Source organism: Nocardioides dokdonensis FR1436 (assembly GCF_001653335.1).
GTDB lineage: Bacteria > Actinomycetota > Actinomycetes > Propionibacteriales > Nocardioidaceae > Nocardioides > Nocardioides dokdonensis.
Map to the genome: position 1 here is coordinate 776,734 of NZ_CP015079.1, position 20,391 is coordinate 797,124.

A 20,391-nucleotide genomic window follows, 5' to 3' on the forward strand; every position below is an offset into this window, starting at 1 on the left:
ATCCGCGTCGTGGCTAGAGTATCCGGGTGCCTGCAACGACGGAACCTCTCTGGAGCGGCCTCGTCGACGACGCCGCGATCTTCCCGCCCGGGGACGCGCCGCTCGACACCGCGGTGCGTGCCTACCTCGAGCGCCGCGAACCCCTCGTGGGCGCGTTCGTGCTGCGCGACACCGACCTGCCGCACGTCGAGCCGGGCCCGCCGCTGGCCGTCGTGCTGACCGGCGGCGCCGGCCAGGTCGCCGGCCCCGCCGCGCTCGCGACCCGCACCGGACACACGCTGGCCGCGCTCGAGATCGCGCTGCGCGACCCCGACGACCTCGCCGGCAACGCCCGCCGCGTGGTGGCCGCCGTCGACGTGGCCCGCGCGGCCGGGGACCTCGACGAGGACGTCGCCGTCCACGTCGAGCTGCCCGCGACGCCCGGCCCGCCGTCGTACGGCTGGTTGGCCGCGGCCGACGAGGTCGCCGCGGCCGAGCTGCTGCTCAAGTTCCGCACCGGCGGCCTGGATGCCGACGCCCACCCCGCGTCCGCGACGCTGGCGGCCTGGATCGACGCCGCCCTCGACCGCGAGACCCCCTTCAAGTGCACCGCGGGACTGCACCGCGCGGTGCGGCACACCGGCACTGACGGCGTCGAGCGCCACGGCTTCCTCAACGTGCTGCTCGCCACCCGGCGCGCGTTCGACGGCGCCACCCCGACCGACGTGGTCGCGACGCTGGAGGAGCGCGACGGCGCCACCCTCGCCGCCGCCGTCGGCACCGAGGACCTCGCCGGCGCGCGCCGCTGGTTCCGCTCCTTCGGCTCCTGCTCGATCTCCGAACCGCTCGCCGACCTCGACGCCCTGGGGGTGCTCGCATGACCCACGCCAGCGACGACGACCGGGAGGACCTGGGCGGCTTCGGCCTCGACCACCTGCCGTACGCCGTGTTCTCGCGCGACGGCGGTCCGCGCCGGGTCGGCGTCCGGGTCGGCGACACGGTGCTGGACCTGCACGAGGCGACGGGTCGCCCCGAGATGGCGGCGTCGTCGCTCAACCCGTTCCTGGCGCTGGGCCCCGAGGTGTGGCGCCAGACCCGGGAGCAGGTGGGCGACCTGGCGCGCACGACCGAGGGGATCGCACTGGCGGACGTCGAGCTGCACCAGCCCTTCGAGGTCGCCGACTACGTCGACTTCTACGCCTCCGAGCACCACGCGACGAACCTCGGCCGGATGTTCCGTCCGGACAGCGAGCCGCTGCTGCCGAACTGGAAGCACCTGCCGGTGGCCTACCACGGCCGCGCCGGCACGGTCGTGCCCAGCGGCACGCCGGTGGTGCGCCCCTCGGGCCAGCGGCGACCGGCCCCGGGCCAGGGCGACGCCCCGGTCTTCGGGGCCTCCCAGCGCCTCGACATCGAGGCCGAGCTCGGCTTCGTCGTCGGCGCCCCGTCCGCGCTCGGCGATCCCGTCCCGGCCGCCGGGCTGGCCGACCACGTCTTCGGCGTGGTGGGGGTCAACGACTGGTCGGCGCGCGACATCCAGGCCTGGGAGTACGTGCCCCTCGGGCCCTTCCTCGGCAAGTCCTTCGCGACGTCGATCAGCCACTGGGTGACGCCGCTGGCCGCCCTGGAGGCCGCGTGGTGCGACCTCCCCGGGCAGGACCCGACACCCCTGGGCTACCTCGCCCCCGGGCAGACCAGGGGCCTCGACATCGACGTCGAGGTGGTGCTCAACGGCGAGGTGCTCACCCGCCCGCCCTACCGCTCGATGTACTGGTCACCCGCACAGATGCTGGCCCACCTCACCGTGAACGGCGCCAGCCTGCGCACCGGCGACCTCTTCGCCAGCGGCACGATCAGCGGCCCCGGCGACGACGAGGTCGGCTCCCTCATCGAGCTGTGGCGCGGCGAGCGGTTCCTCGGCGACGGCGACGAGGTGGTGCTGCGCTACTCGGCGCCCGGCACCGGCGGCGGGCGGATCACCCTCGGCGAGGTCAGCGGTCACGTGCTCCCCGCCCGCTGAGGCCGAGCGGCCGCGCAGCGTGTCGGACCTGATCGCCCCGCTGACGCTGAGACGATCATCCGCGTGCCCACCTCGTCGGAGTCGCCCCAGCACGGCCTGACCCACCGTCGCGCCCTCGTCCGTGCCGCCGTCGGTGGAGCGGTGGCGGTCGGCGCTCTCGGCGGGGTCGTGCGCCTGACCCAGGGCACCGACGACGGCGACGCCGGCTCGCTGACCCTGGCGGCCGAGGACGGCTCGGACGTCGCGTTCCTCGCGGTGCCGATCGCGGCACGCCTGGTCCGAGGACGCGACGGCGTGCACCAGAGCGCCGCGCTGCCCACGTCGACGTACTCGATGGCCGCCGTCACCTGGCGCGGCACCGAGGCGCACCCGCGCGTGTCCGTCCGCGCGCGTCGGGACGGCACCTGGACCGCCTGGACCCCGCTGCCCCGCATCGACGACCGGCCCGCCGAGGACCGGGACCGAGACGTCCGCGAGGGCACCGTCGCCTGGTGGGCCGGGCCCAGCCGCTCGATCCAGGTGCGGGTGCAGGGCGCCCTGCCTCCCGAGCTGACCCTGGTGCTGCTGCACCCCGCCCCGCGCGACGCCGATGCGGGCGCCGGGTGGGCCCCACCGGAGACCCTCGGTCGACGCACGGTCGACCGCCCCGCCCCGCAGCCGGCCATCGTGACCCGCGCCCAGTGGGGGGCCGACGAGTCCTGGCGCGACGGGTCGCCGCGCTACGACACCACGATCGCCCAGGTGCACGTGCACCACACGGCGAGCGGCAACACCTACAGCCGCACCGACGTGCCGGCCCTGCTGCGCGGCTTCTACCGCTACCACACCCAGAGCCTGGGGTGGTCCGACATCGGCTACAACTTCCTCGTCGACAAGTTCGGGCGCACGTTCGAGGGACGCGCCGGAGGCGTGACCCGGCCCGTGCGCGGGGCCCACACGCTCGGGTTCAACACCGACTCGACCGGGGTCTCGGTGATCGGCAACTACGACCAGGTCGCCCCCACCGAGGCGATCATCGACGCCGTGGCGGCGGTCGCCGCCTGGAAGCTCGACGCCTTCGACCGTCGCCCCCAGGGGACCACCACCGTCCGGTCCTCCGGCAGCGACAAGTACGCCGCCGGCGCGAGCGTGCGGCTGCCGGTGATCGACGGCCACCGCGACACCAACGACACCGCCTGCCCCGGCTCGCAGCTCTACCAGCGGCTTCCTGACATCCGCTCGCGCGCGCAGGCCGTCGCCGCGAGCACCGGCGCCGGGGAGCCGCAGCCCACGGAACCGCCCGCACCCTCCGAACCGCCCGGCCCCACCCCGGTCGCCGTGGTCACGGCCTCCGTGGTGAGCGGGGCGCGCCTGGTCGGACGGCCGGTGCAGGCCCGCAAGGGCAGCTTCGACCCGGCGACGGCGCGGACGGCCTTCCAGTGGCTGCGCGACGGCGCACCGATCGAGGGCGACACCCGACCGCGTCACCGCTGCACCGAGGCCGACGTGGGGCACGAGCTGGCGGTGCGGATCACCACCTCGGCCAAGGGCCGCACGCCCGTCGTCGAGCTGCTGCCCGCCGGGCCGGTGCAGGCGCCGAGCACGATGACGGTGGACCCGGAGCGACGTGAGCGGGGTCGGCTGCGGGTGCAGGTGGACCTGCAGGCTCCCGCCGGGGTCGACGCGCCACCCACGGGCGAGGTGACGGTCCGCATCGGTGATCGCCGGGTCGTCGTCGCGGTCGAGGACCTCGACAGGCCGATCGTGCTCGGGCGCCGCCGCCCGCTGGTGCCGTCGGCGAACCGGCTCGTGGTGACGTACGGCGGCGACGCCAGCTTCACGGGCACCGAGGTCGCGCTGCGGGTCTGAGCCGGCCGCGCCCCGCGCAGCCACTAGATTGCCCGCCATGGGACTGCTCACTCCGCTCGCCGTCCGCCTGGGCGCCCAGCCGTGGATGCCTCGCCGCCTGCCCCTCGTGGTCCGGGTCGACACCCGGCTGCAGCGCCTCACGCGCGGGCGGGTGACGCTGCTCGACATCGCCGGACTGCCCAACCTCGTCCTCACGGTCACGGGACGCAGGAGCGGCATCCCCCGCTCCACCCCGCTGCTCTGCGTGCCCGACCAAGGGACGTGGCTGATCGCCGGCTCCTACTTCGGCGCGCCCAAGGCGCCGGTCTGGGTGCACAACCTGCGCGCGGCAACCACCGCCACGATCGACGCCGGGAGTGGCACGGTCGAGGTGAGCGCCAGGGAGCTGGCCGACGACGAGCGGGCGCGGGCGTGGTCGACGATGCTCGAGGTGTGGCCGAACTACGCCCACTACGAGGCCCGCACCGACCGCCTGATCCCGGTCTTCCGGCTCTCCCCCACCGGGACCCACCCCGCCTAGGCTCCACGGATGACCTCCCCCGTGCCGCTGGGCCAGCACCCGCCCGCGACCCACGTGCTGGCGCACCTCAGCGACCCGCACCTGCTCGCCGGCGGCGCGCTGCAGTACGGCGTCGTGGACCCCGAGGCCGGGCTGCTGCTCGCCCTCGAGCGGCTGCGGCGCATGCACCCCGCGCCCCGGGCGCTGGTGTTCACCGGCGACCTGGCCGACCGGGCCGAGCCGGCGGCGTACCGACGGCTGCGCGAGCTGGTGGAGCCGGCTGCGGCCGAGATGGGCGCCGAGGTGGTCTGGGTGATGGGCAACCACGACGAGCGGGCGGCGTACGCGCTCGGGCTCTTCGGGGAGGACGCCGACCCCGACGCGCCCCAGGACCGGGTGCACGACGTCGACGGGCTGCGGGTGATCGCGCTCGACACCAGCGTGCCCGGCTACCACCACGGCGAGATCACGCCCGCCCAGCTGGTGTGGCTGGCCGAGGAGCTGGCCGTGCCCGCGCCGCACGGCACCGTGCTGGCCATGCACCACCCGCCGATCCCGCTGCCGATGCTGCGCGCCGCGGAGACCATCGAGCTCGCCGACCAGCACCTGCTCGCGGACGTCCTGGCCGGCTCCGACGTCCGCGCCGTCCTCGGCGGGCACTACCACTACTCCAGCCACTCGACCGTGGCCGGCATCCCGGTCAGCGTGGCCTCGGCGACCTGCTACACCACCGATCCCGCGCCGCTGGCGCGCTTCGTCTCCGGCGTCGACGGCCACCAGGGCCTCAACGCGGTGCACGTGTACGCCGACCGCGTGGTGCACACGGTCGTCCCGCTGTCGGCGGCTCCCGAGGTCAGCGGCTTCCCCGCCGACGTGACCGCGCAGGTGGAGGCCCTGACCCCCGAGGAGCGCCGCGAGCTGATCTCCCGCAAGGACTCCCCGTTCAACGCCGGCACCCTGCCCCTCCACTGAGCGGCTGCTGCGACCTCAGTCCCGGCGGCGCCGGGCGGAGCGGCGGTGCAGCAGCAGCGCGCCGAGCCCGGCGGGCACCACCAGTGCGAGGCCGGCCGCGGTGGAGGCGTCCACCCGGGTCGACGCGGCCGTGGCGCTGCGGCGCGGCTTGAGGTCCCGCGGCCGCAGCGGCTTGACGTCGCCGATGGTCGAGCCGTCGTAGCGGAAGACGTCGAACCCGCGGACCAGGTCGTTGGCGTAGCCGAAGAAGGAGCCGTTCCTCTTGATCTTGTTGGTCTTGAACGACCAGGCGTCGGAGTCGGGCATCGTGAAGTGGCCGACCTCCTTCATGCCCACACCGTCACCGAAGGCGACGGTGGCGGGGCCGGCCTGCGGGTCAGCGGCGGCGTCGGCGAGCCCGGAGATGTCGAGGACCCGCACGCCCTTGGCGTACCAGGCGATGGTCAGCAGCTTCTGGCGCGGGTAGATGCGCAGCACGTGGGAGGTGCAGGTGGTGCCGTCCTGGACGGAGTAGGTCGGGGCGAACCAGGTGCCGATCTTGGCCGGCGCGGACTCGAGGTCACCGGTGATGTCGTAGAGGTGCAGCCCGCCGCCGGGGCACTCCGCCGACGCGGCGGCGCCGGCCCGCTCGTCGGTGACGACCAGGACGGTGCGCCTGGTGCCGTCGGAGTCCTTCAGGGTCACCGGGTCGGCCTGGTGGGAGACGTTGACGGCCGGGTCGACGATCTGCCCGATCACCGACGGGTCGGCGGGGTCGGTGGTGTCGAGGACCAGGGTCTGCGAGAGCGCGGCGGAGTAGGCGCGGGTGCCGTCGGCGCTGAAGGTGATGTCGTGCGACTCCGAGCCCAGCGAGGTGGGCACGAACGGGATCGCGAAGTCCTGCACCTTCACCGGCCGGGTCGGGCGACGGATGTCGTAGATGGTGATGGTGGGCTCGGGGCCGGCCGTGAGCAGGTCGGAGTTGGAGTTGTAGAGCCACTTGCCGCTGGGGTGGATGGTCATGTTGTGCGAGCCCGCGCCGACCGGCAACCAGCTGACGGTGCCCGGCCTCCTCGGGTCGGTGAGGTCGACGATGACGGTGCCGGCGTCGTCGGCCTCGAGGCCCAGCTCGGTGCCGCAGCGCGAGGCGGCCCCGGCCGTGCCCACGGTGCCGTCAGCGGTGTAGCTGGCCAGCACCCGGCCGCGACGCTTCCAGACCTGGATGTCGCCCTGGGAGATCCTGCAGTCGTAGACCGAGACCCGCTTCGGCTGGCGGGGCCGGGTGATGTCGATGACCTGCAGGCCGCCGCGCAGCGTGCCGGCGAGCGCGTACTCACGCTTCCCGAGCCGCATGAACTCGATGTCCGAGCCGTTCTGCGCCTCCCCGGTGTCGTCGTACTGCAGGTTGGCGACGTACTCCATCGCCACTCCCTCACCCTGCGTCGTGACCTCGGCCGCGCGGGTGTTGGTGGGCAGGTCGCCGTCCTGGTGCGCGAACGCCGAGGGCGCGGCGAGCACGGGGGTGAGGGCGGCGAGGGCCAGGGCGAGCAGGGCGGAGCCGGCGCGTCGGGTCATGCCCCCACAACGGGGGACAGCTCCTGCGGTTACGTCGCGCACGATGAGTGCGAGGGCCCAGCACGCAGAAGCGCCCCCGGTCCGGGGACCAGGGGCGCTGCTGTGGCAGGTGAAGGATTCGAACCTTCGAAGGTATACACCGACGGATTTACAGTCCGTTCCCATTGGCCGCTCGGGCAACCTGCCGGGGTGTCGTCGTGCGGTGCGTTTGGCTCCGCGACAACGAGAGGAAACAATAGCGCAGCCCCCGGGCACGACCGCAAACCGCCGAGCACCCTCGCCGCGACCAGCGCCGCGCCCACCCGCTCACGACCCGGAAACAGGTGGACCCCATGGCCGACTCGTCCTTCGACATCGTCTCCAAGATCGACCGCCAGGAGGTCGACAACGCGCTCGGGCAGACCGCCCGCGAGATCGCGACCCGCTTCGACTTCAAGGGCACCGGCGCGAGCATCGAGTGGTCCGGTGAGCACACGATCGAGATCACCGCCTCCGCCGACGACCGCGCCAGCGCCGTGCTCGACGTCTTCCAGGGCAAGCTGGTCAAGCGCGACGTGTCGCTGAAGGTCCTCGACGCCGGCGAGCCCCGCCCCTCGGGCCGGGAGTCGAAGATCTCGATCACGCTCAAGGAGGGCATCAGCTCCGAGGACGCCAAGAAGGTCTCCAAGCTGATCCGCGACGAGGGCCCCAAGGGCGTCAAGGCGCAGATCCAGGGCGACGAGCTGCGGGTCTCCTCCAAGAAGCGCGACGACCTGCAGGAGATCATCGCCCTGGTCAAGAGCCAGGACCTCGACTTCCCGGTGCAGTTCACCAACTACCGCTGAGCGGCACGTCCGGCGCCGACGTCAGCACCGGGTTCACCCCTCGGCGCAGGCTCGGGGCGGTCTCGGCCCGCCCGTACAGTGGGCAGCGCCCGGACGAGCCCGGGAGCAGGGAACTAGAACAGGTTCTCATTTCGACATACCCGGAGTATGCTCGCCTCGTCCACCCGGGCAGCAACGACAGGAGTGGCACCTCGTGGCCGAGAACATCAAGCAGGTCAAGCAGCTCGATCGCGTCATCATCCGCTTCGCGGGCGACTCCGGCGACGGCATGCAGCTCACGGGTGACCGCTTCACCGCCGAGTCGGCGTCCTTCGGCAACGACCTCGTCACGCTGCCGAACTTCCCGGCCGAGATCCGCGCCCCCCAGGGCACGCTCCCGGGCGTCAGCTCCTTCCAGGTGCACTTCGCCGACCACGACATCCTCACGCCGGGCGATGCCCCGGACGTGCTGGTCGCGATGAACCCGGCGGCGCTCAAGGCCAACCTCAGCGACCTGCCCAAGGGCGCGACGATCATCGTGGACTCCCACGACTTCTCGGCTCGCAACCTGACCAAGGCCGGCTACGACGCCAACCCGCTGGAGTCGCTGGAGACCCCCGGCTCCGAGCTGGACGGCTACAACGTGCACACCGTCGACCTGACGGGGATGACGGTCGGCGCGGTCAAGGAGTTCGGCCTCTCCCGCAAGGACGCCGCCCGGGCCAAGAACATGTTCGCGCTGGGGCTGCTGTCCTGGATGTACGGCCGCCCCACCGAGGGCACCGAGACCTTCCTGACCCGCAAGTTCGCCAAGAACGCCGCGGTGCGCGACGCCAACCTCACGGCGTTCCGCGCCGGGTGGAACTTCGGCGAGACGACCGAGACGTTCGTGGTGCGCTACGAGGTCAAGCCGGCCCCCATGTCCGCCGGCACCTACCGCAACATCACCGGCAACCTGGCCCTCTCCTACGGCCTGGTGGCCGCGGGCGTGCAGTCCGGGCTCCCGGTCTTCCTGGGCTCCTACCCGATCACCCCGGCCAGCGACATCCTCCACGAGCTCTCCAAGCACAAGGGCTTCGGCGTGACCACCTTCCAGGCCGAGGACGAGATCGCCGGGGTGGGAGCCGCGATCGGCGCCGCGTTCTCCGGGTCGCTCGGCGTGACCACGACCTCCGGGCCGGGCCTCGCGCTGAAGTCCGAGGCGATCGGCCTGGCCGTGATGACCGAGCTCCCGCTGCTCGTCGTCGACGTCCAGCGCGGCGGTCCCTCGACGGGCCTGCCCACCAAGACCGAGCAGTCCGACCTGCTGCAGGCGATGTTCGGTCGCAACGGCGAGGCCCCGGTGCCGATCGTGGCCCCGCAGTCGCCCGGCGACTGCTTCGACGCCGCGATCGAGGCGGCGCGCATCGCCATCACCTACCGCACCCCGGTGCTGCTGCTCTCGGACGGCTACCTGGCCAACGGCTCCGAGCCGTGGCGGATCCCCGAGGTCTCCGACCTGCCGGGCATCGACCCCGCCTTCGCGACCGGGCCCAACCACACCGCGACCAGCACCGCCAAGGACGGCACGGTCACCGAGACCGAGGACTTCTGGCCGTACCTGCGCGACGAGGAGACCCTCGCGCGTCCCTGGGCGATCCCGGGCACCCCCGGGCTCGAGCACCGCATCGGCGGTCTCGAGAAGGCCGAGGGCCACGGCAACATCTCCTACGACCCCGCCAACCACGACCTGATGGTGCGCACCCGCCAGGCCAAGGTCGACCGCATCGCCGAGTCGCTGCCGCCGCTCGTGGTCGACGACCCCTCCGGCCGCGCCAAGGCCCTGGTGCTCGGGTGGGGCTCCACCTACGGCCCGATCGGTGCCGGCGTACGACGCGTGCGCCGGGCCGGCTACGACGTGGCCCAGGTCCACCTGCGCCACCTCAACCCGTTCCCGAAGGACCTCGGCGAGATCCTCGCGCGCTACGACAAGGTCCTCGTCCCCGAGATGAACCTCGGTCAGCTCTCGATGCTGCTGCGTGCGAAGTACCTCGTCGACGCCATCGGCTACCACCAGGTCAACGGCATGCCCCTCAAGGCCTCCGAGCTGGCCGAGGCCATCGGTCAGCTCGTCGCCCAGGCGGAGGGGATCCCCGCCGACGAGCTCGACCTGTCCGTCGCCACCAGCCAGGAGGTCCACCAGTGACGACCACATCCACCCCGGCCGACCTGGGCCTGCCCGGTCTGCGCTCGGGCACCGAGTCGGTCCCCGCCTACGAGGGTGACGCCCCGCAGACCGGCAAGGACTACACCTCCGACCAGGAGGTGCGCTGGTGCCCCGGCTGCGGCGACTACGCCGTCCTCAAGGCCGTGCAGTCCTTCCTGCCCGACCTCGGGCTGCGCCGCGAGAACATCGTGTTCGTGTCCGGGATCGGCTGCTCGAGCCGGTTCCCCTACTACCTCGACACCTACGGCATGCACTCGATCCACGGCCGGGCCCCGTCGATCGCCACGGGCATCGCCACCGCGCGCGAGGACCTCTCGGTGTGGGTGGTCACCGGCGACGGCGACGCGCTGTCCATCGGCGGCAACCACCTGATCCACGCCCTGCGCCGCAACGTCAACATGACGATCCTGCTGTTCAACAACCGGATCTACGGGCTGACCAAGGGCCAGTACTCCCCCACCTCGGAGACCGGCAAGGTCACCAAGTCCACCCCGATGGGCTCGGTCGACCACCCCTTCAACCCGGTCTCGCTGGCCCTGGGCGCCGAGGCGTCGTTCGTGGCCCGCACCATCGACTCCGACCGCAAGCACCTCACCGAGGTGCTCGCCGCGGCCGCCGCCCACCGGGGCACGTCGCTGGTGGAGATCTACCAGAACTGCCCGATCTTCAACGACGGCGCCTTCGACGCCATCAAGGACCGCGACACCAAGGCCGACGCGATCATCCCCCTGGTGCACGGCGCCCCGATCACCTTCGGCGTCCCCGACGAGGACGGTCGTGCCACCAAGGGCGTCGCCCACGACCCGGCCACCGGCGGCGTGCGCGTCGTCGAGGTCGGTGCCGGCCCCGGCCAGGTGACCGAGGCCGACCTGCTGGTCCACGATGCGCACAACCCCGACCCGTCCGTGGCGTTCGCGATCAGCCGGCTGACCGACTCGGGCTACCTGAACACCAGCCCCATCGGGATCTTCCGCCAGGTCGAGCGCGAGACCTACGACGACCAGGCGCGCTCCCAGCTCGCCACCGCCGGCGCCGCCACCAGCGACGACCCCAGCGACCGGTTGGCGGCCCTGATCACCGGCGCCGACACCTGGACGGTCGTCTGACCGGCAGCGTCACCGGACGCAGCAGAGGCCCCCATCCGCACGGATGGGGGCCTCTGCGCTCTGCGGTGCCGGCTCAGTAGATCCGGTGGATGTAGACCGCCTGCGAGGAAGCGCCCTTGTACTTGTCGTTGGGCTTGGTCTTCACGCGGTAGTAGACCCGCTTGACGCCCTTGCGAAGACCGCGCACCTGCTGGGTGTAGCGACCCTTGTTGTTGGTCTTGATCTGGCGGAAGGTCTTCCAGCTCTTCTTGCAGTTGGAGTCGGTGCCGCACTCCTTGAACTGCACGATGGCGTTGATCTTCGTGCCCGTGGGCGGGGTGACGCGGCCCTTGAGCACGAACTTGTTGGGCTTGGGCTCGGTGCCCTTGATGGTGATCTCGCGCGCGATCTTCTCGGCGGCGTTGGCCGGCGCCGTGACGGACGTCAGCCCGGCGACGAGGAACAGCCCGGTGAGGACTGCGAGGACGCGGTGGATGGTCCGCATGTGTGCTCCTGCTGAGGGTGTGGGGGGTGTGTCCGGCTTTACCTGCCCCCGCTGCGACCTGGCCAAACACCGGTGCCTAACCTGCTGTCGTGGCCGAGTCGCGCCGCGGTGTCCTGCTGGGGACCGCCGCCTACCTGATGTGGGGAGCCTTCCCCCTGTACTTCCCCCTGCTCGAACCCGCAGGTGCGCTGGAGATGCTCGGCCACCGGGTCGTGTGGTCGGCGCTGACCATGACGATCGTGGTGGTGGCGCTGCACCAGGTCACGGCGCTGCGCGCCCTGCTCGCCGACCGGCGGCGCACGACGCTGCTGGTGGCCGCGGCGGCCACGATCACGGTCAACTGGGGCGTCTACATCTACGGCGTCACCCACGGCCGGGTGGTCGAGACGGCGCTCGGCTACTACATCAACCCCCTGGTCACCGTGCTGCTCGGCGTCCTGGTCCTGGGTGAGCGGATGCGCCGGCTCCAGTGGATCGCGCTCGGGATCGCGGCCACCGCCGTGGTCGTGCTCACCATCGGCTACGGGCGACTGCCCTGGGTGGCGATCGTGCTGGCCCTCTCCTTCGGCAGCTACGGGCTGCTGAAGAAGACCGCCAACGCCGGAGCGGTGCCGAGCCTGACCCTGGAGACCCTGTTCATGGCGCCGGTCGCGCTCGGCTACCTCGCCCTCCTGGGCAGCAGCGGCAACGCCGACTTCGGAGCGCACGGCCTGAGCCACGCGCTGCTGCTGACGACCACCGGCGTCGTGACCGCCGTCCCGCTGCTCTGCTTCGGCGCCGCGGCGACCCGCATCCCGCTGACCACCATCGGTCTCCTGCAGTACCTCACCCCGACCCTGCAGTTCCTGCTCGGGGTGCTCTACTTCCGCGAGGACATGCCGGCCGCGCGCTGGGCCGGGTTCGTGCTCGTCTGGATCGCTCTCGCGATGTTCACGTTCGAGGCGCTGCGCCACCGGCGCCGCCAGCTGCGCCTCACCGTGGCCGCCGCCGTCGGCTGAGTGCGCCCGCCCGGCTCAGCCGGTGCGGACGGCGACGAGGTCGGCGAAGTCGGCCAGCGCATCGCGCACCGGGCCCGGGGCGAGCACGTCGAGGTGGCGCTTGGCCTCCTCGGCCCGGGCCAGGACGTAGTCGCGGGCCTCGTCCATCGCCGGGTGTCGGCGCAGCAGCATGAGGGTCTCGGCGAGCAGCGCGTCGTCCTCGAGGTCCGCGTCGAGCAGCTCGAGGAGCCGTACGTCGGCGGGGTCCTCGGAGCCGGCGCAGCCCGCCCGGGCCATCAGCACCGGCAGCGTGGCCACACCCTCGCGCAGGTCGGTGCCGGGCGTCTTGCCGGACTCGTCGGACTCCGAGGCGACGTCGAGGATGTCGTCGGAGAGCTGGAAGGCCGAGCCGACGATCTCGCCGTACGCCGCCAGCGCCTCCTCGACCTCCCGTGAGGCGCCGCTGAAGCGGGCGCCGTAGCGGGCCGAGGTGGCGATCAGCGAACCGGTCTTGCCGGCCACCACGTCGAGGTAGTGCTGGAGCGGATCCTCACCGGGACCGGGGTCGACCGTCTCGAGGATCTGCCCCTCGACCAGGCGGGTGAACGTCTCGGCCTGGATGCGGACGGCGTCGGCGCCCAGGCGGGAGGTGAGCTCGGAGGACCGGGCGAAGAGGAAGTCGCCGGTGAGGATGGCGACCAGGTTGTCCCACCGCGCGTTGGCCGAGTCCGCGCCGCGACGCAGCGCGGCCTCGTCCATCACGTCGTCGTGGTAGAGCGAGCCCAGGTGCGTGATCTCGACGACGCAGGCGGCCGTCAGCACGTCCTCGGCACCGGGGTCGTCGCCGGCCTCGGCGGCCAGCAGCACCAGGAGCGGGCGGAAGCGCTTGCCGCCGGCGGCCAGCAGGTGCGCCGCCGCGTCGGAGACGTACTTGGTGCGGCCCTGGACGTAGCCGGCGAGCAGCTCCTCGATCGCGTCGAGGCGCTCCTGCAGACGGGTCGCGAGGGCCGCGTCACTGACGGGCAGGGCCAGGTTGGCCAGGGGCGGGGTCGAGCTCACCTGATGAATTGTCCGGCATCCGCCGCCAGGTCCAGCACCGGCCCCGGCACGACGCCCAGGGCCAGGGTGCCGATCACCCCGACGGCGATGACGACGGTGGTCAGCATCGACGGCGTGGTCACCGAGGCGACCTCGCCCTCGGGCTCGGCGAAGTACATGATCCGGATCTGGTTGACGTAGAAGTACACCGACAGCACGCTGGCGAGGATCGCCACGAGCACGACCGGCCAGGCCCCTGCGGCGAGCGCGACGGTGAAGACCGCCCACTTGCCGGTGAAGCCCGCGGTCAGCGGGATGCCGGCCATCGAGAGCAGGAAGAACGCGAACGCGCCGGCCACGATCGGCGAGCGCCGCCCGAGCCCGGCCCAGCGCGCCATCCGGGTCGCCTCACCGGAGGAGTCGCGCACCAGCGTGACGATCGCGAAGGCGCCCATGGTCGCGAAGCTGTAGGCCGCCAGGTAGAACAGCACCGACTGCAGCGCGGTGATCTGGCCCTCGGCGAGCTCGCTGGCGCTCTGCACGCCGAGCACGCCGGTGATCAGGAAGCCGGTGTGGGCGATCGCGGAGTAGGCCAGCATCCGCTTCACGTCGGTCTGCACGATCGCGAGCACCGCGCCCACGAGCATCGTGAGGATGGCCACGACCCACAGCATCGGCTGCCAGGACCAGCGCTCGGCGCCGAAGGCGACGTAGAGCAGGCGCAGCATCGCGCCGAAGGCGGCGACCTTGGTGCCGGCGGCCATGAAGGCGGTCACCGCGGTCGGGGCGCCCTGGTAGACGTCCGGCGTCCAGGAGTGGAACGGCACGGCGCCGACCTTGAAGAACACGCCGACCATCAGCATGCCGATGCCCACGAGCAGCAGGGCCCGGTTGCCGGTGTCGTTGCGCACCGCCGCGTCGATCGCCGCCAGGTCCATGGACCCGGCGAAGCCGTAGACCAGCGCGACGCCGTAGAGGAAGAAGCCGGAGGAGAACGCGCCCAGCAGGAAGTACTTCAGCGCCGCCTCCTGGCTGAGCAGGCGCCGGCGTCGCGCCAGGCCGCAGAGCAGGTAGAGCGGCAGCGAGAGCACCTCGAGCGCCACGAACATGGTCAGCAGGTCGCCCGAGGCCGGGAAGAGCAGCATGCCGGTGACGGCGAACATCAGCAGCGGGTAGACCTCGCTGTGGTCGAGGCCCTGGGCCCGGCGCTCGGCCTCGGTGCCCGGGAGGGCTGCGGCCTGGCCGGCGAAGGCCGAGACCCCGCTCTCGAGGCGGCGCTCGGCGAAGAGCGCCACGCCACCGAGGGCGAAGACCAGCAGGAGCCCCCAGATGAAGACGGTCGGGCCGTCGACGACGACCGACCCGGCCGCACCGATCAGGCCGCGGGCGGCGCCGCCCTCGGTCGGCTCCAGGTCCATGCCGATCAGCACGGTGCCCACGAGGGCGGCGAGCAGACCGGCGACGGCCAGCACCACCTGGACGCCGTGACGGCGCTCGCGGGGCAGGAAGGCCTCAGCGAGGAGCCCGAGGCAGGCGACGCCGAAGACCACGAAGAGCGGCCAGATGCTGGCGTACTCCATCAGCGGCTTGGTGAACTCGGGGCCCATCAGTTCTCGCCCTCCTCGGCGGTGTCGCTGTCGCTGTGCACGTCGGTGCCCGCGGCGGGCGCGGTCACCTCCGGCGGGTCGTCACTGACGCCCACCTGGCTGAGCAGGTCACCGACGTAGGGGTCGGAGGCCTCCATCAGCGGCAGCGGGTAGAAGCCGAAGAACACCAGGCCCACGAAGAGCGGAGCCACGGCGACCGTCTCGCGCAGCGTGATGTCGCGGGTCGTCGCCACCGTGCCGGGCACCGGGTCGAGGCCCGGGCCGGTCATGGTGCGCTGGTACATCCACAGGGCGTAGATGGCGGCCAGCACGATGCCGGTGACCGCCACCGCGCCGACGTACCAGGCGTACTGGAAGGCCGCGATGATGACGAGCATCTCGGAGACGAAGGTGCTCAGGCCGGGCAGGCCCAGCGCCGCCAGGCCGGCGATCAGGAACAGGCCGGCGAGGACCGGGGTGAGCTTCTCGATCCCGCCCATCTCGCGGATCGAGGCGGTGCCCCGGCGCTGGACGATGAAGCCCGCCACCAGGAACAGCGCCGCGGTGCCGAGACCGTGGTTGACCATGTAGAGGATCGAACCGGTGCCGCCCTGCGTCGAGAAGACGAAGATGCCCAGGGTGATGAAGCCGAAGTGGCTCAGCGAGGTCAGACCGATCAGGCGCATCAGGTCGTCCTGGCCGATGGCCACCAGCGCGCCGTAGACGATCGAGACCAGCGCGAGGACCACCACCAGGGGGGTCGCCCACTGCGAGGCCTCGGGGAACAGCCCCAGGCAGAAGCGGAGCATCCCGAAGGTGCCGATCTTGTCGAGCACGCAGACCAGCAGCACCGCGGTGCCGGGGGTGGCCCGCTCGGTGGTGTCGGCCAGCCAGGTGTGCACCGGGAACAGCGGCGCCTTGATCGCGAAGGCGATGAAGAAGGCGGCGAAGAGCCAACGCCCGGCACTGGTGCTGATGTCGAGCTCGGCGAGGTCGGAGAGCAGGTACGACGGCGTGCCCTGCTGGGCGGAGACGACGTAGAGGCCGATGACGCCACCGAGCAGCACCAGGCCGCCGGCGAGCTGGAACATCAGGAACTTGATCGCGGCCGCGCTGCGACCCACCCGCCCGAAGCCGCCGATGAGGAAGTAGGCGGGGATCAGGGTCGCCTCGAAGACGACGTAGAACAGGAAGACGTCGGTGGCCATGAAGACCGCGAGCGAGAGGGCCTCGAGGGCCAGTGCCCAGGCGACGAACGCGGCGGGCGAGCCCTGCTCGCCCCCGTCGAGGTAGCCCTCGTGGTCGCGCCAGGACGCCAGCAGCACGATCGGCACCAGCACCGCGGTCAGCAGCACCAGGAGCAGGCCGAGACCGTCGAGGCCGAGGGCGTAGTGGACCCCGAAGGCGCTGATCCAGTCGTGGGTCTCGGTGAGCTGCATGCCCCCGTCGACGTCGTACTGGAAGGCGACCGCGACGGCGAGCGCCAGCGTGCCGAGGGAGACACCCAGACCGACCTGCTTGACCAGCGTCGGCGAGGTGCGCAGGAACGGGATCGCCACCGCCCCGACGAGGGGAAGCAGGATCAGGAGGCTGAGCCAGGGGAAGTCAGACATCAGAGGTTCACCACCAGGAGCGCCGCGACGACGAGGATGACTCCGCCGAGCACGGAGAGGGCGTAGGAGCGCACGAAACCGTTCTGGACCTTGCGCAGCTGGCCACCGAGCGCGGCCGTGACACCGGCCCCGCCGGTGAACAGCGCGTCGACCAGGCTGCGGTCACCGCGGGTGAGCCCCACGGCGGCGCGCCGTCCCGGGTTGATGACCAGGGTCTCGTTGATGGTGTCGCCGTAGAGGTCGGCGCGTGCGGCACGGGTGGCGAAGGAGACGTCCTGCGGTGCGTCGACCGGGACGGCCCGCTTGCCGAACAGGACCCACGCGACCGCGACGCCGAGGCCGACCGCGACGAGGATCGCAGCGGTGATCACGATCGCCGGGACCGGCGGCTCGTGCTCGGGGATGGTGCCGACGACCGGCGCGAGCCAGTCGACGATCCAGTGGCCCAGGAGCAGGAGCCCGCCCAGGACCGACAGCGCGGCGAGCGCGACCAGCGGGCCGGTCATCACCGAGGGCGACTCGTGGGGGTGCGTGCCGTCCTTCCAGCGCTTCTCGCCGAAGAAGGTCATCAGCATCAGCCGGGTCATGTAGAAGCCGGTGACGCCGGCGCCGATCAGCGCGGCGGCGCCGGCGATCGGGCTCTCGACGAGCGCGGTCTCGATGATCTTGTCCTTGGACCAGAAGCCCGAGAACAGCGGGAAGCCGATGATCGCGAGGTAGCCCATCGCGAAGGTCAGGAAGGTGACCGGCATCAGCTTGCGCAGGCCGCCGTAGCGGCGCATGTCGACCTCGTCGTCCATGCCGTGCATGACCGAACCGGCCCCCAGGAACATGTTGGCCTTGAAGAAGCCGTGGGTGATGAGGTGGAAGATCGCGAAGGCGTAGCCGTACACGCCGAGCCCGGCGGCCAGCATCATGTAGCCGATCTGGCTCATCGTGGAACCGGCCAGGGCCTTCTTGATGTCGTCCTTGGCACAACCGATGACCGCACCCCACAGGAGCGTGACGGTGGCGACGACGATGACCGCGGTCTGCGCGTGCGGGGCGAGCTCGAAGACGAAGTTCGAGCGCACCACGAGGTAGACACCGGCGGTGACCATGGTCGCGGCGTGGATGAGCGCGGAGACCGGGGTGGGGCCCTCCATGGCGTCGAGCAGCCACGACTGCAGCGGCACCTGCGCGGACTTGCCGCAGGCTGCGAGGAGGAGCAGCAGGCCCAGCGCCGTCAGCACGCCCTCGCCGGCGCCGGAGGCGTTGGCGCTGATCACGCTGAAGCTGGTCGAGCCGAAGGTGACGAAGAAGAGCGCGATGCCGAGGCTGAGCCCGATGTCGCCGACACGGTTGACGACGAAGGCCTTCTTGGCCGCGGCGGCCGCCGAGGGCTTGTGCTGCCAGAACCCGATGAGCAGGTACGAGGCCAGGCCGACGCCCTCCCAGCCCAGGAACAGGCCGAGGTAGTTCTCGCTGAGCACCAGCATCAGCATGGCGGCGACGAAGAGGTTGAGGTAGGCGAAGAAGCGGCGACGACGGGGGTCGTGCTCCATGTAGCCGATGGAGTAGACGTGGATCAGTGAGCCGACACCGGTGATGAGGAGCAGGAACAGCACCGACAGCGGGTCGAGGAGCAGGTCGATGGAGACCGTGAGGTCACCGACGCGCATCCAGTCGTACAGGTGCTGCACGACCTGGCGCTCGCCCTCGTCGCGACCCAGCATCGACACGAAGAGCACGACGCTGAGGGCGAAGGAGCCGACGGCGGTGAGCGTGCCGAGCCAGTGGCCCCACGCGTCCGTACGCCGACCGCCGAGCAGCAGGAGCGCGGCACCGGCCAGCGGCAGCGCGATGACCAGCCACAGCAGGGAGAAGACACCATCGGCGCCCACGGGGTCGATCACGGGGATGGCTGCGCCACCCTCGGACATGAGAAACATCTGCGGCATGCTCCTAGTACTTCAGCAGGCTCGCGTCGTCGACCGAGGCCGAGCGACGAGTCCGGAAGATGGTCATGATGATCGCGAGCCCGACCACGACCTCGGCTGCGGCCACCACCATCACGAAGAAGGCGGCGACCTGGCCGTCGAGGTTGCCGTGCTGCTTGGCGAAGGCGACCAGCGCGAGGTTGCAGGCGTTGAGCATCAGCTCCACGCACATGAAGACGACGATCGCGTTGCGCCGCGTGAGCACGCCCACGGTGCCGATCGTGAACAGGATCGTGCTCAGCACGATGTAGGGGGTGACGTCGTCCATCACTCGTCTCCCTCGGGCTGGTCGGCCGGGCCGGTGCGGTCGGGGCGGTGGGGGTCCTCGGGGTTCTCGGTGTTGTGACCGGCGCCCGCGGACGTGTCGGTCGCGCTCGCGGCTCCGCCGGAGACGCCCCGCACGCCGTCGAGGGTGCGCTGCACCTCGTCGATGTCCTCGGCCAGGGCCGGGGCCGAGCGCACGGTGCCGCGCGCGGCCAGCACCCGCGAGACCGAGCTGAGCAGCGGGGTGCCGTCGGGCAGCAGCGCCGGGGTGTCGACCGCGTTGTGCCGGGCGTAGACGCCCGGGGCGGGCAGCGGACCGAGGTGCTTGCCGGACTCGCCGTACTCGCGCACCCGGCGCGCGGCCATCGCCTGCTGGCCCTCCTTGGGCTCCAGGCGCTCGCGGTGGGCCAGCAGCATGGCGCCCACGGCGGCGGTGATCAGCAGGGCCGCGGTGGCCTCGAAGGCCAGGACGTACCGCCCGAAGAGCAGGTCGGCGAGCCCCTCGATGTTGCCGCCGGCGTTCGCGCCGGTCATCCCGGTCATCGTGCCCAGCGACATCTGGGCGACCAGCACGACCAGCAGCGTGCCCATCACCAGGCCCGCCAGCACTGCCAGCACCCGCTGCCCGCGGATCGTCTCGACCAGCGAGTCGGCGGCGTCGACGCCGACGAGCATCAGCACGAACAGGAACAGCATCATGATCGCGCCGGTGTAGACGATGATCTGCACCGCGAAGAGGAACGGCGCGTCGAGGCTCAGGTAGACCACCGCGAGGCTGATCATCACCACGGCCAGCAGCAGGGCCGAGTGCACCGCGCGGCGCACCAGGACGACGCCGAGGGCGGCCGCCACCATGAGGGGGGCCAGGATCCAGAAGACGATCACCGGGGGGCCTCCTCGGTGCCGCCGGCGCCGGGGGCCGGGGCGGCGTACTGGCCGCGGTAGTAGTCGGTCTCGTCGTCGCCGAGCAGCATCGCGTGCGGAGGCTGCTCCATGCCCGGGAGCAGCGGCGCGAGCAGGTCGGACTTCTCGTAGATCAGGCTCTCGCGGGTGGAGTCGGCCAGCTCGTACTCGTTGGTCATGGTCAGCGCCCGCGTCGGGCACGCCTCGATGCACAGCCCGCACAGGATGCAGCGCAGGTAGTTGATCTGGTAGACGGCGCCGTAGCGCTCGCCGGGGCTGAAGCGGCCCTCGGAGTCGGGGTCGTCGCTGTTGCCGGCGCCCTCGACGTAGATCGCGTCAGCGGGGCAGGCCCAGGCGCACAGCTCGCACCCGATGCACTTCTCCAGCCCGTCGGGCCAGCGGTTGAGCTGGTGGCGGCCGTGGAACCGCGGTGCGGTCGGCAGCTTCTCGAAGGGGTACTGCTCGGTGACGACCTTGCGGAACATGGTGCGGAACGTGACCCCGAAACCCGCGACGGGGTCCCAGAACTGCTCCTTGATGCTCTTGGAACTCTCTGCCAT

18 protein-coding genes and 1 tRNA gene are annotated in these 20,391 nt (G+C 71.8%); 9 read left to right on the plus strand and 10 right to left on the minus strand.

The annotated features are described in order from the left end of the window. Positions 1-26 precede the first annotated feature (26 nt). The 5 genes from I601_RS03765 (at position 27) to I601_RS03785 (ending at position 5,318) form a co-directional block, all read left to right on the plus strand. Positions 27-860: a hypothetical protein gene (locus I601_RS03765; protein ID WP_068106627.1), complete on the plus strand. Its 834-nt coding sequence runs from the start codon at positions 27-29 to the stop codon at positions 858-860. Further along, positions 857-1,999, plus strand: a complete 1,143-nt coding sequence (locus I601_RS03770) for a fumarylacetoacetate hydrolase family protein (protein ID WP_068106631.1) — start codon at positions 857-859, stop codon at positions 1,997-1,999. The genes I601_RS03765 and I601_RS03770 overlap by 4 nt, the downstream gene beginning before the upstream one ends. A 63-nt stretch (positions 2,000-2,062) precedes the next feature. Continuing rightward, the gene (locus I601_RS03775; protein WP_068106633.1) at positions 2,063-3,847 is read left to right on the plus strand and encodes an N-acetylmuramoyl-L-alanine amidase; all 1,785 of its coding nucleotides are present in this window, start codon (positions 2,063-2,065) and stop codon (positions 3,845-3,847) included. Between the two features lie 37 nt (positions 3,848-3,884). Then, positions 3,885-4,367 carry a nitroreductase family deazaflavin-dependent oxidoreductase gene (locus tag I601_RS03780; protein ID WP_068106636.1) on the plus strand — a complete coding sequence of 161 codons (483 nt, stop codon included), beginning with the start codon at positions 3,885-3,887 and terminating at the stop codon, positions 4,365-4,367. A gap of 9 nt (positions 4,368-4,376) precedes the next feature. Beyond that, complete coding sequence (locus tag I601_RS03785) at positions 4,377-5,318, plus strand: metallophosphoesterase (RefSeq protein ID WP_068106638.1); 942 nt, start codon at positions 4,377-4,379, stop codon at positions 5,316-5,318. Positions 5,319-5,333: 15 nt separating this feature from the next. Here the strand turns inward: I601_RS03785 and I601_RS03790 are convergent, their stop codons facing one another. Beyond that, positions 5,334-6,872 (minus strand): LVIVD repeat-containing protein, encoded by a 1,539-nt coding sequence (locus I601_RS03790; RefSeq protein ID WP_068106641.1) that lies wholly within the window; start codon positions 6,870-6,872, stop codon positions 5,334-5,336. A 103-nt stretch (positions 6,873-6,975) separates the two neighbouring features. Next, a tRNA-Tyr gene (locus tag I601_RS03795) sits at positions 6,976-7,058 on the minus strand. Between the two features lie 146 nt (positions 7,059-7,204). Here I601_RS03795 and I601_RS03800 point away from each other — a divergent pair. The 3 genes from I601_RS03800 (at position 7,205) to I601_RS03810 (ending at position 10,987) form a co-directional block, all read left to right on the plus strand. Next, positions 7,205-7,696, plus strand: coding sequence for a YajQ family cyclic di-GMP-binding protein (locus I601_RS03800; protein ID WP_068106644.1), 492 nt, complete (start codon positions 7,205-7,207; stop codon positions 7,694-7,696). A gap of 193 nt (positions 7,697-7,889) precedes the next feature. Beyond that, positions 7,890-9,860 carry a 2-oxoacid:acceptor oxidoreductase subunit alpha gene (locus tag I601_RS03805; protein ID WP_068106647.1) on the plus strand — a complete coding sequence of 657 codons (1,971 nt, stop codon included), beginning with the start codon at positions 7,890-7,892 and terminating at the stop codon, positions 9,858-9,860. Continuing rightward, the gene (locus tag I601_RS03810; RefSeq protein WP_179948554.1) at positions 9,857-10,987 is read left to right on the plus strand and encodes a 2-oxoacid:ferredoxin oxidoreductase subunit beta; all 1,131 of its coding nucleotides are present in this window, start codon (positions 9,857-9,859) and stop codon (positions 10,985-10,987) included. The genes I601_RS03805 and I601_RS03810 overlap by 4 nt, the downstream gene beginning before the upstream one ends. Positions 10,988-11,060: 73 nt before the next feature. Here I601_RS03810 and I601_RS03815 read toward each other — a convergent pair whose 3' ends face one another. Continuing rightward, positions 11,061-11,471 (minus strand): hypothetical protein, encoded by a 411-nt coding sequence (locus I601_RS03815; protein WP_068106650.1) that lies wholly within the window; start codon positions 11,469-11,471, stop codon positions 11,061-11,063. An 89-nt stretch (positions 11,472-11,560) separates the two neighbouring features. Between I601_RS03815 and rarD the strand changes: the two genes are divergently transcribed. Continuing rightward, positions 11,561-12,469: an EamA family transporter RarD gene (gene rarD, locus I601_RS03820; protein WP_068106654.1), complete on the plus strand. Its 909-nt coding sequence runs from the start codon at positions 11,561-11,563 to the stop codon at positions 12,467-12,469. Between the two features lie 15 nt (positions 12,470-12,484). On the opposite strand, the gene I601_RS03825 is transcribed toward rarD, so the two are convergent. The 7 genes from I601_RS03825 to nuoI are packed head-to-tail and all read right to left on the minus strand — an operon-like array spanning position 12,485 to position 20,391. Then, positions 12,485-13,507 (minus strand): polyprenyl synthetase family protein, encoded by a 1,023-nt coding sequence (locus tag I601_RS03825; protein WP_068106657.1) that lies wholly within the window; start codon positions 13,505-13,507, stop codon positions 12,485-12,487. Next, a complete protein-coding gene (gene nuoN / locus I601_RS03830) occupies positions 13,504-15,093 on the minus strand; it encodes an NADH-quinone oxidoreductase subunit NuoN (RefSeq protein WP_068106659.1) in 1,590 nt (529 codons plus the stop codon). Before nuoN ends, I601_RS03825 begins: the two co-directional genes overlap by 4 nt. Then, complete coding sequence (locus I601_RS03835; protein ID WP_068106662.1) at positions 15,093-16,685, minus strand: NADH-quinone oxidoreductase subunit M; 1,593 nt, start codon at positions 16,683-16,685, stop codon at positions 15,093-15,095. The genes nuoN and I601_RS03835 overlap by 1 nt, the downstream gene beginning before the upstream one ends. Then, positions 16,685-18,616: an NADH-quinone oxidoreductase subunit L gene (gene nuoL, locus I601_RS03840; protein ID WP_084527996.1), complete on the minus strand. Its 1,932-nt coding sequence runs from the start codon at positions 18,614-18,616 to the stop codon at positions 16,685-16,687. Before nuoL ends, I601_RS03835 begins: the two co-directional genes overlap by 1 nt. Positions 18,617-18,629: 13 nt before the next feature. Next, positions 18,630-18,932 carry an NADH-quinone oxidoreductase subunit NuoK gene (gene nuoK, locus I601_RS03845; RefSeq protein WP_068106668.1) on the minus strand — a complete coding sequence of 101 codons (303 nt, stop codon included), beginning with the start codon at positions 18,930-18,932 and terminating at the stop codon, positions 18,630-18,632. Further along, positions 18,932-19,813 carry an NADH-quinone oxidoreductase subunit J gene (locus I601_RS03850; RefSeq protein ID WP_084527106.1) on the minus strand — a complete coding sequence of 294 codons (882 nt, stop codon included), beginning with the start codon at positions 19,811-19,813 and terminating at the stop codon, positions 18,932-18,934. Before I601_RS03850 ends, nuoK begins: the two co-directional genes overlap by 1 nt. Continuing rightward, positions 19,810-20,391 (minus strand): NADH-quinone oxidoreductase subunit NuoI, encoded by a 582-nt coding sequence (nuoI, locus tag I601_RS03855; RefSeq protein WP_068106670.1) that lies wholly within the window; start codon positions 20,389-20,391, stop codon positions 19,810-19,812. The genes I601_RS03850 and nuoI overlap by 4 nt, the downstream gene beginning before the upstream one ends.

Coding starts and splice junctions, on each gene's coding strand:
- I601_RS03770 (WP_068106631.1), top strand. CDS start 857: ATGACCCACGCCAGCGACGACGACCGGGAGGACCTGGGCGGCTTCGGC.
- I601_RS03780 (WP_068106636.1), top strand. CDS start 3,885: ATGGGACTGCTCACTCCGCTCGCCGTCCGCCTGGGCGCCCAGCCGTGG.
- I601_RS03785 (WP_068106638.1), top strand. CDS start 4,377: ATGACCTCCCCCGTGCCGCTGGGCCAGCACCCGCCCGCGACCCACGTG.
- I601_RS03790 (WP_068106641.1), bottom strand. CDS start 6,872: ATGACCCGACGCGCCGGCTCCGCCCTGCTCGCCCTGGCCCTCGCCGCC.
- I601_RS03800 (WP_068106644.1), top strand. CDS start 7,205: ATGGCCGACTCGTCCTTCGACATCGTCTCCAAGATCGACCGCCAGGAG.
- I601_RS03815 (WP_068106650.1), bottom strand. CDS start 11,471: ATGCGGACCATCCACCGCGTCCTCGCAGTCCTCACCGGGCTGTTCCTC.
- nuoN (WP_068106659.1), bottom strand. CDS start 15,093: ATGGGCCCCGAGTTCACCAAGCCGCTGATGGAGTACGCCAGCATCTGG.
- I601_RS03835 (WP_068106662.1), bottom strand. CDS start 16,685: ATGTCTGACTTCCCCTGGCTCAGCCTCCTGATCCTGCTTCCCCTCGTC.
- nuoL (WP_084527996.1), bottom strand. CDS start 18,616: ATGTTTCTCATGTCCGAGGGTGGCGCAGCCATCCCCGTGATCGACCCC.
- nuoK (WP_068106668.1), bottom strand. CDS start 18,932: ATGGACGACGTCACCCCCTACATCGTGCTGAGCACGATCCTGTTCACG.
- nuoI (WP_068106670.1), bottom strand. CDS start 20,391: ATGGCAGAGAGTTCCAAGAGCATCAAGGAGCAGTTCTGGGACCCCGTC.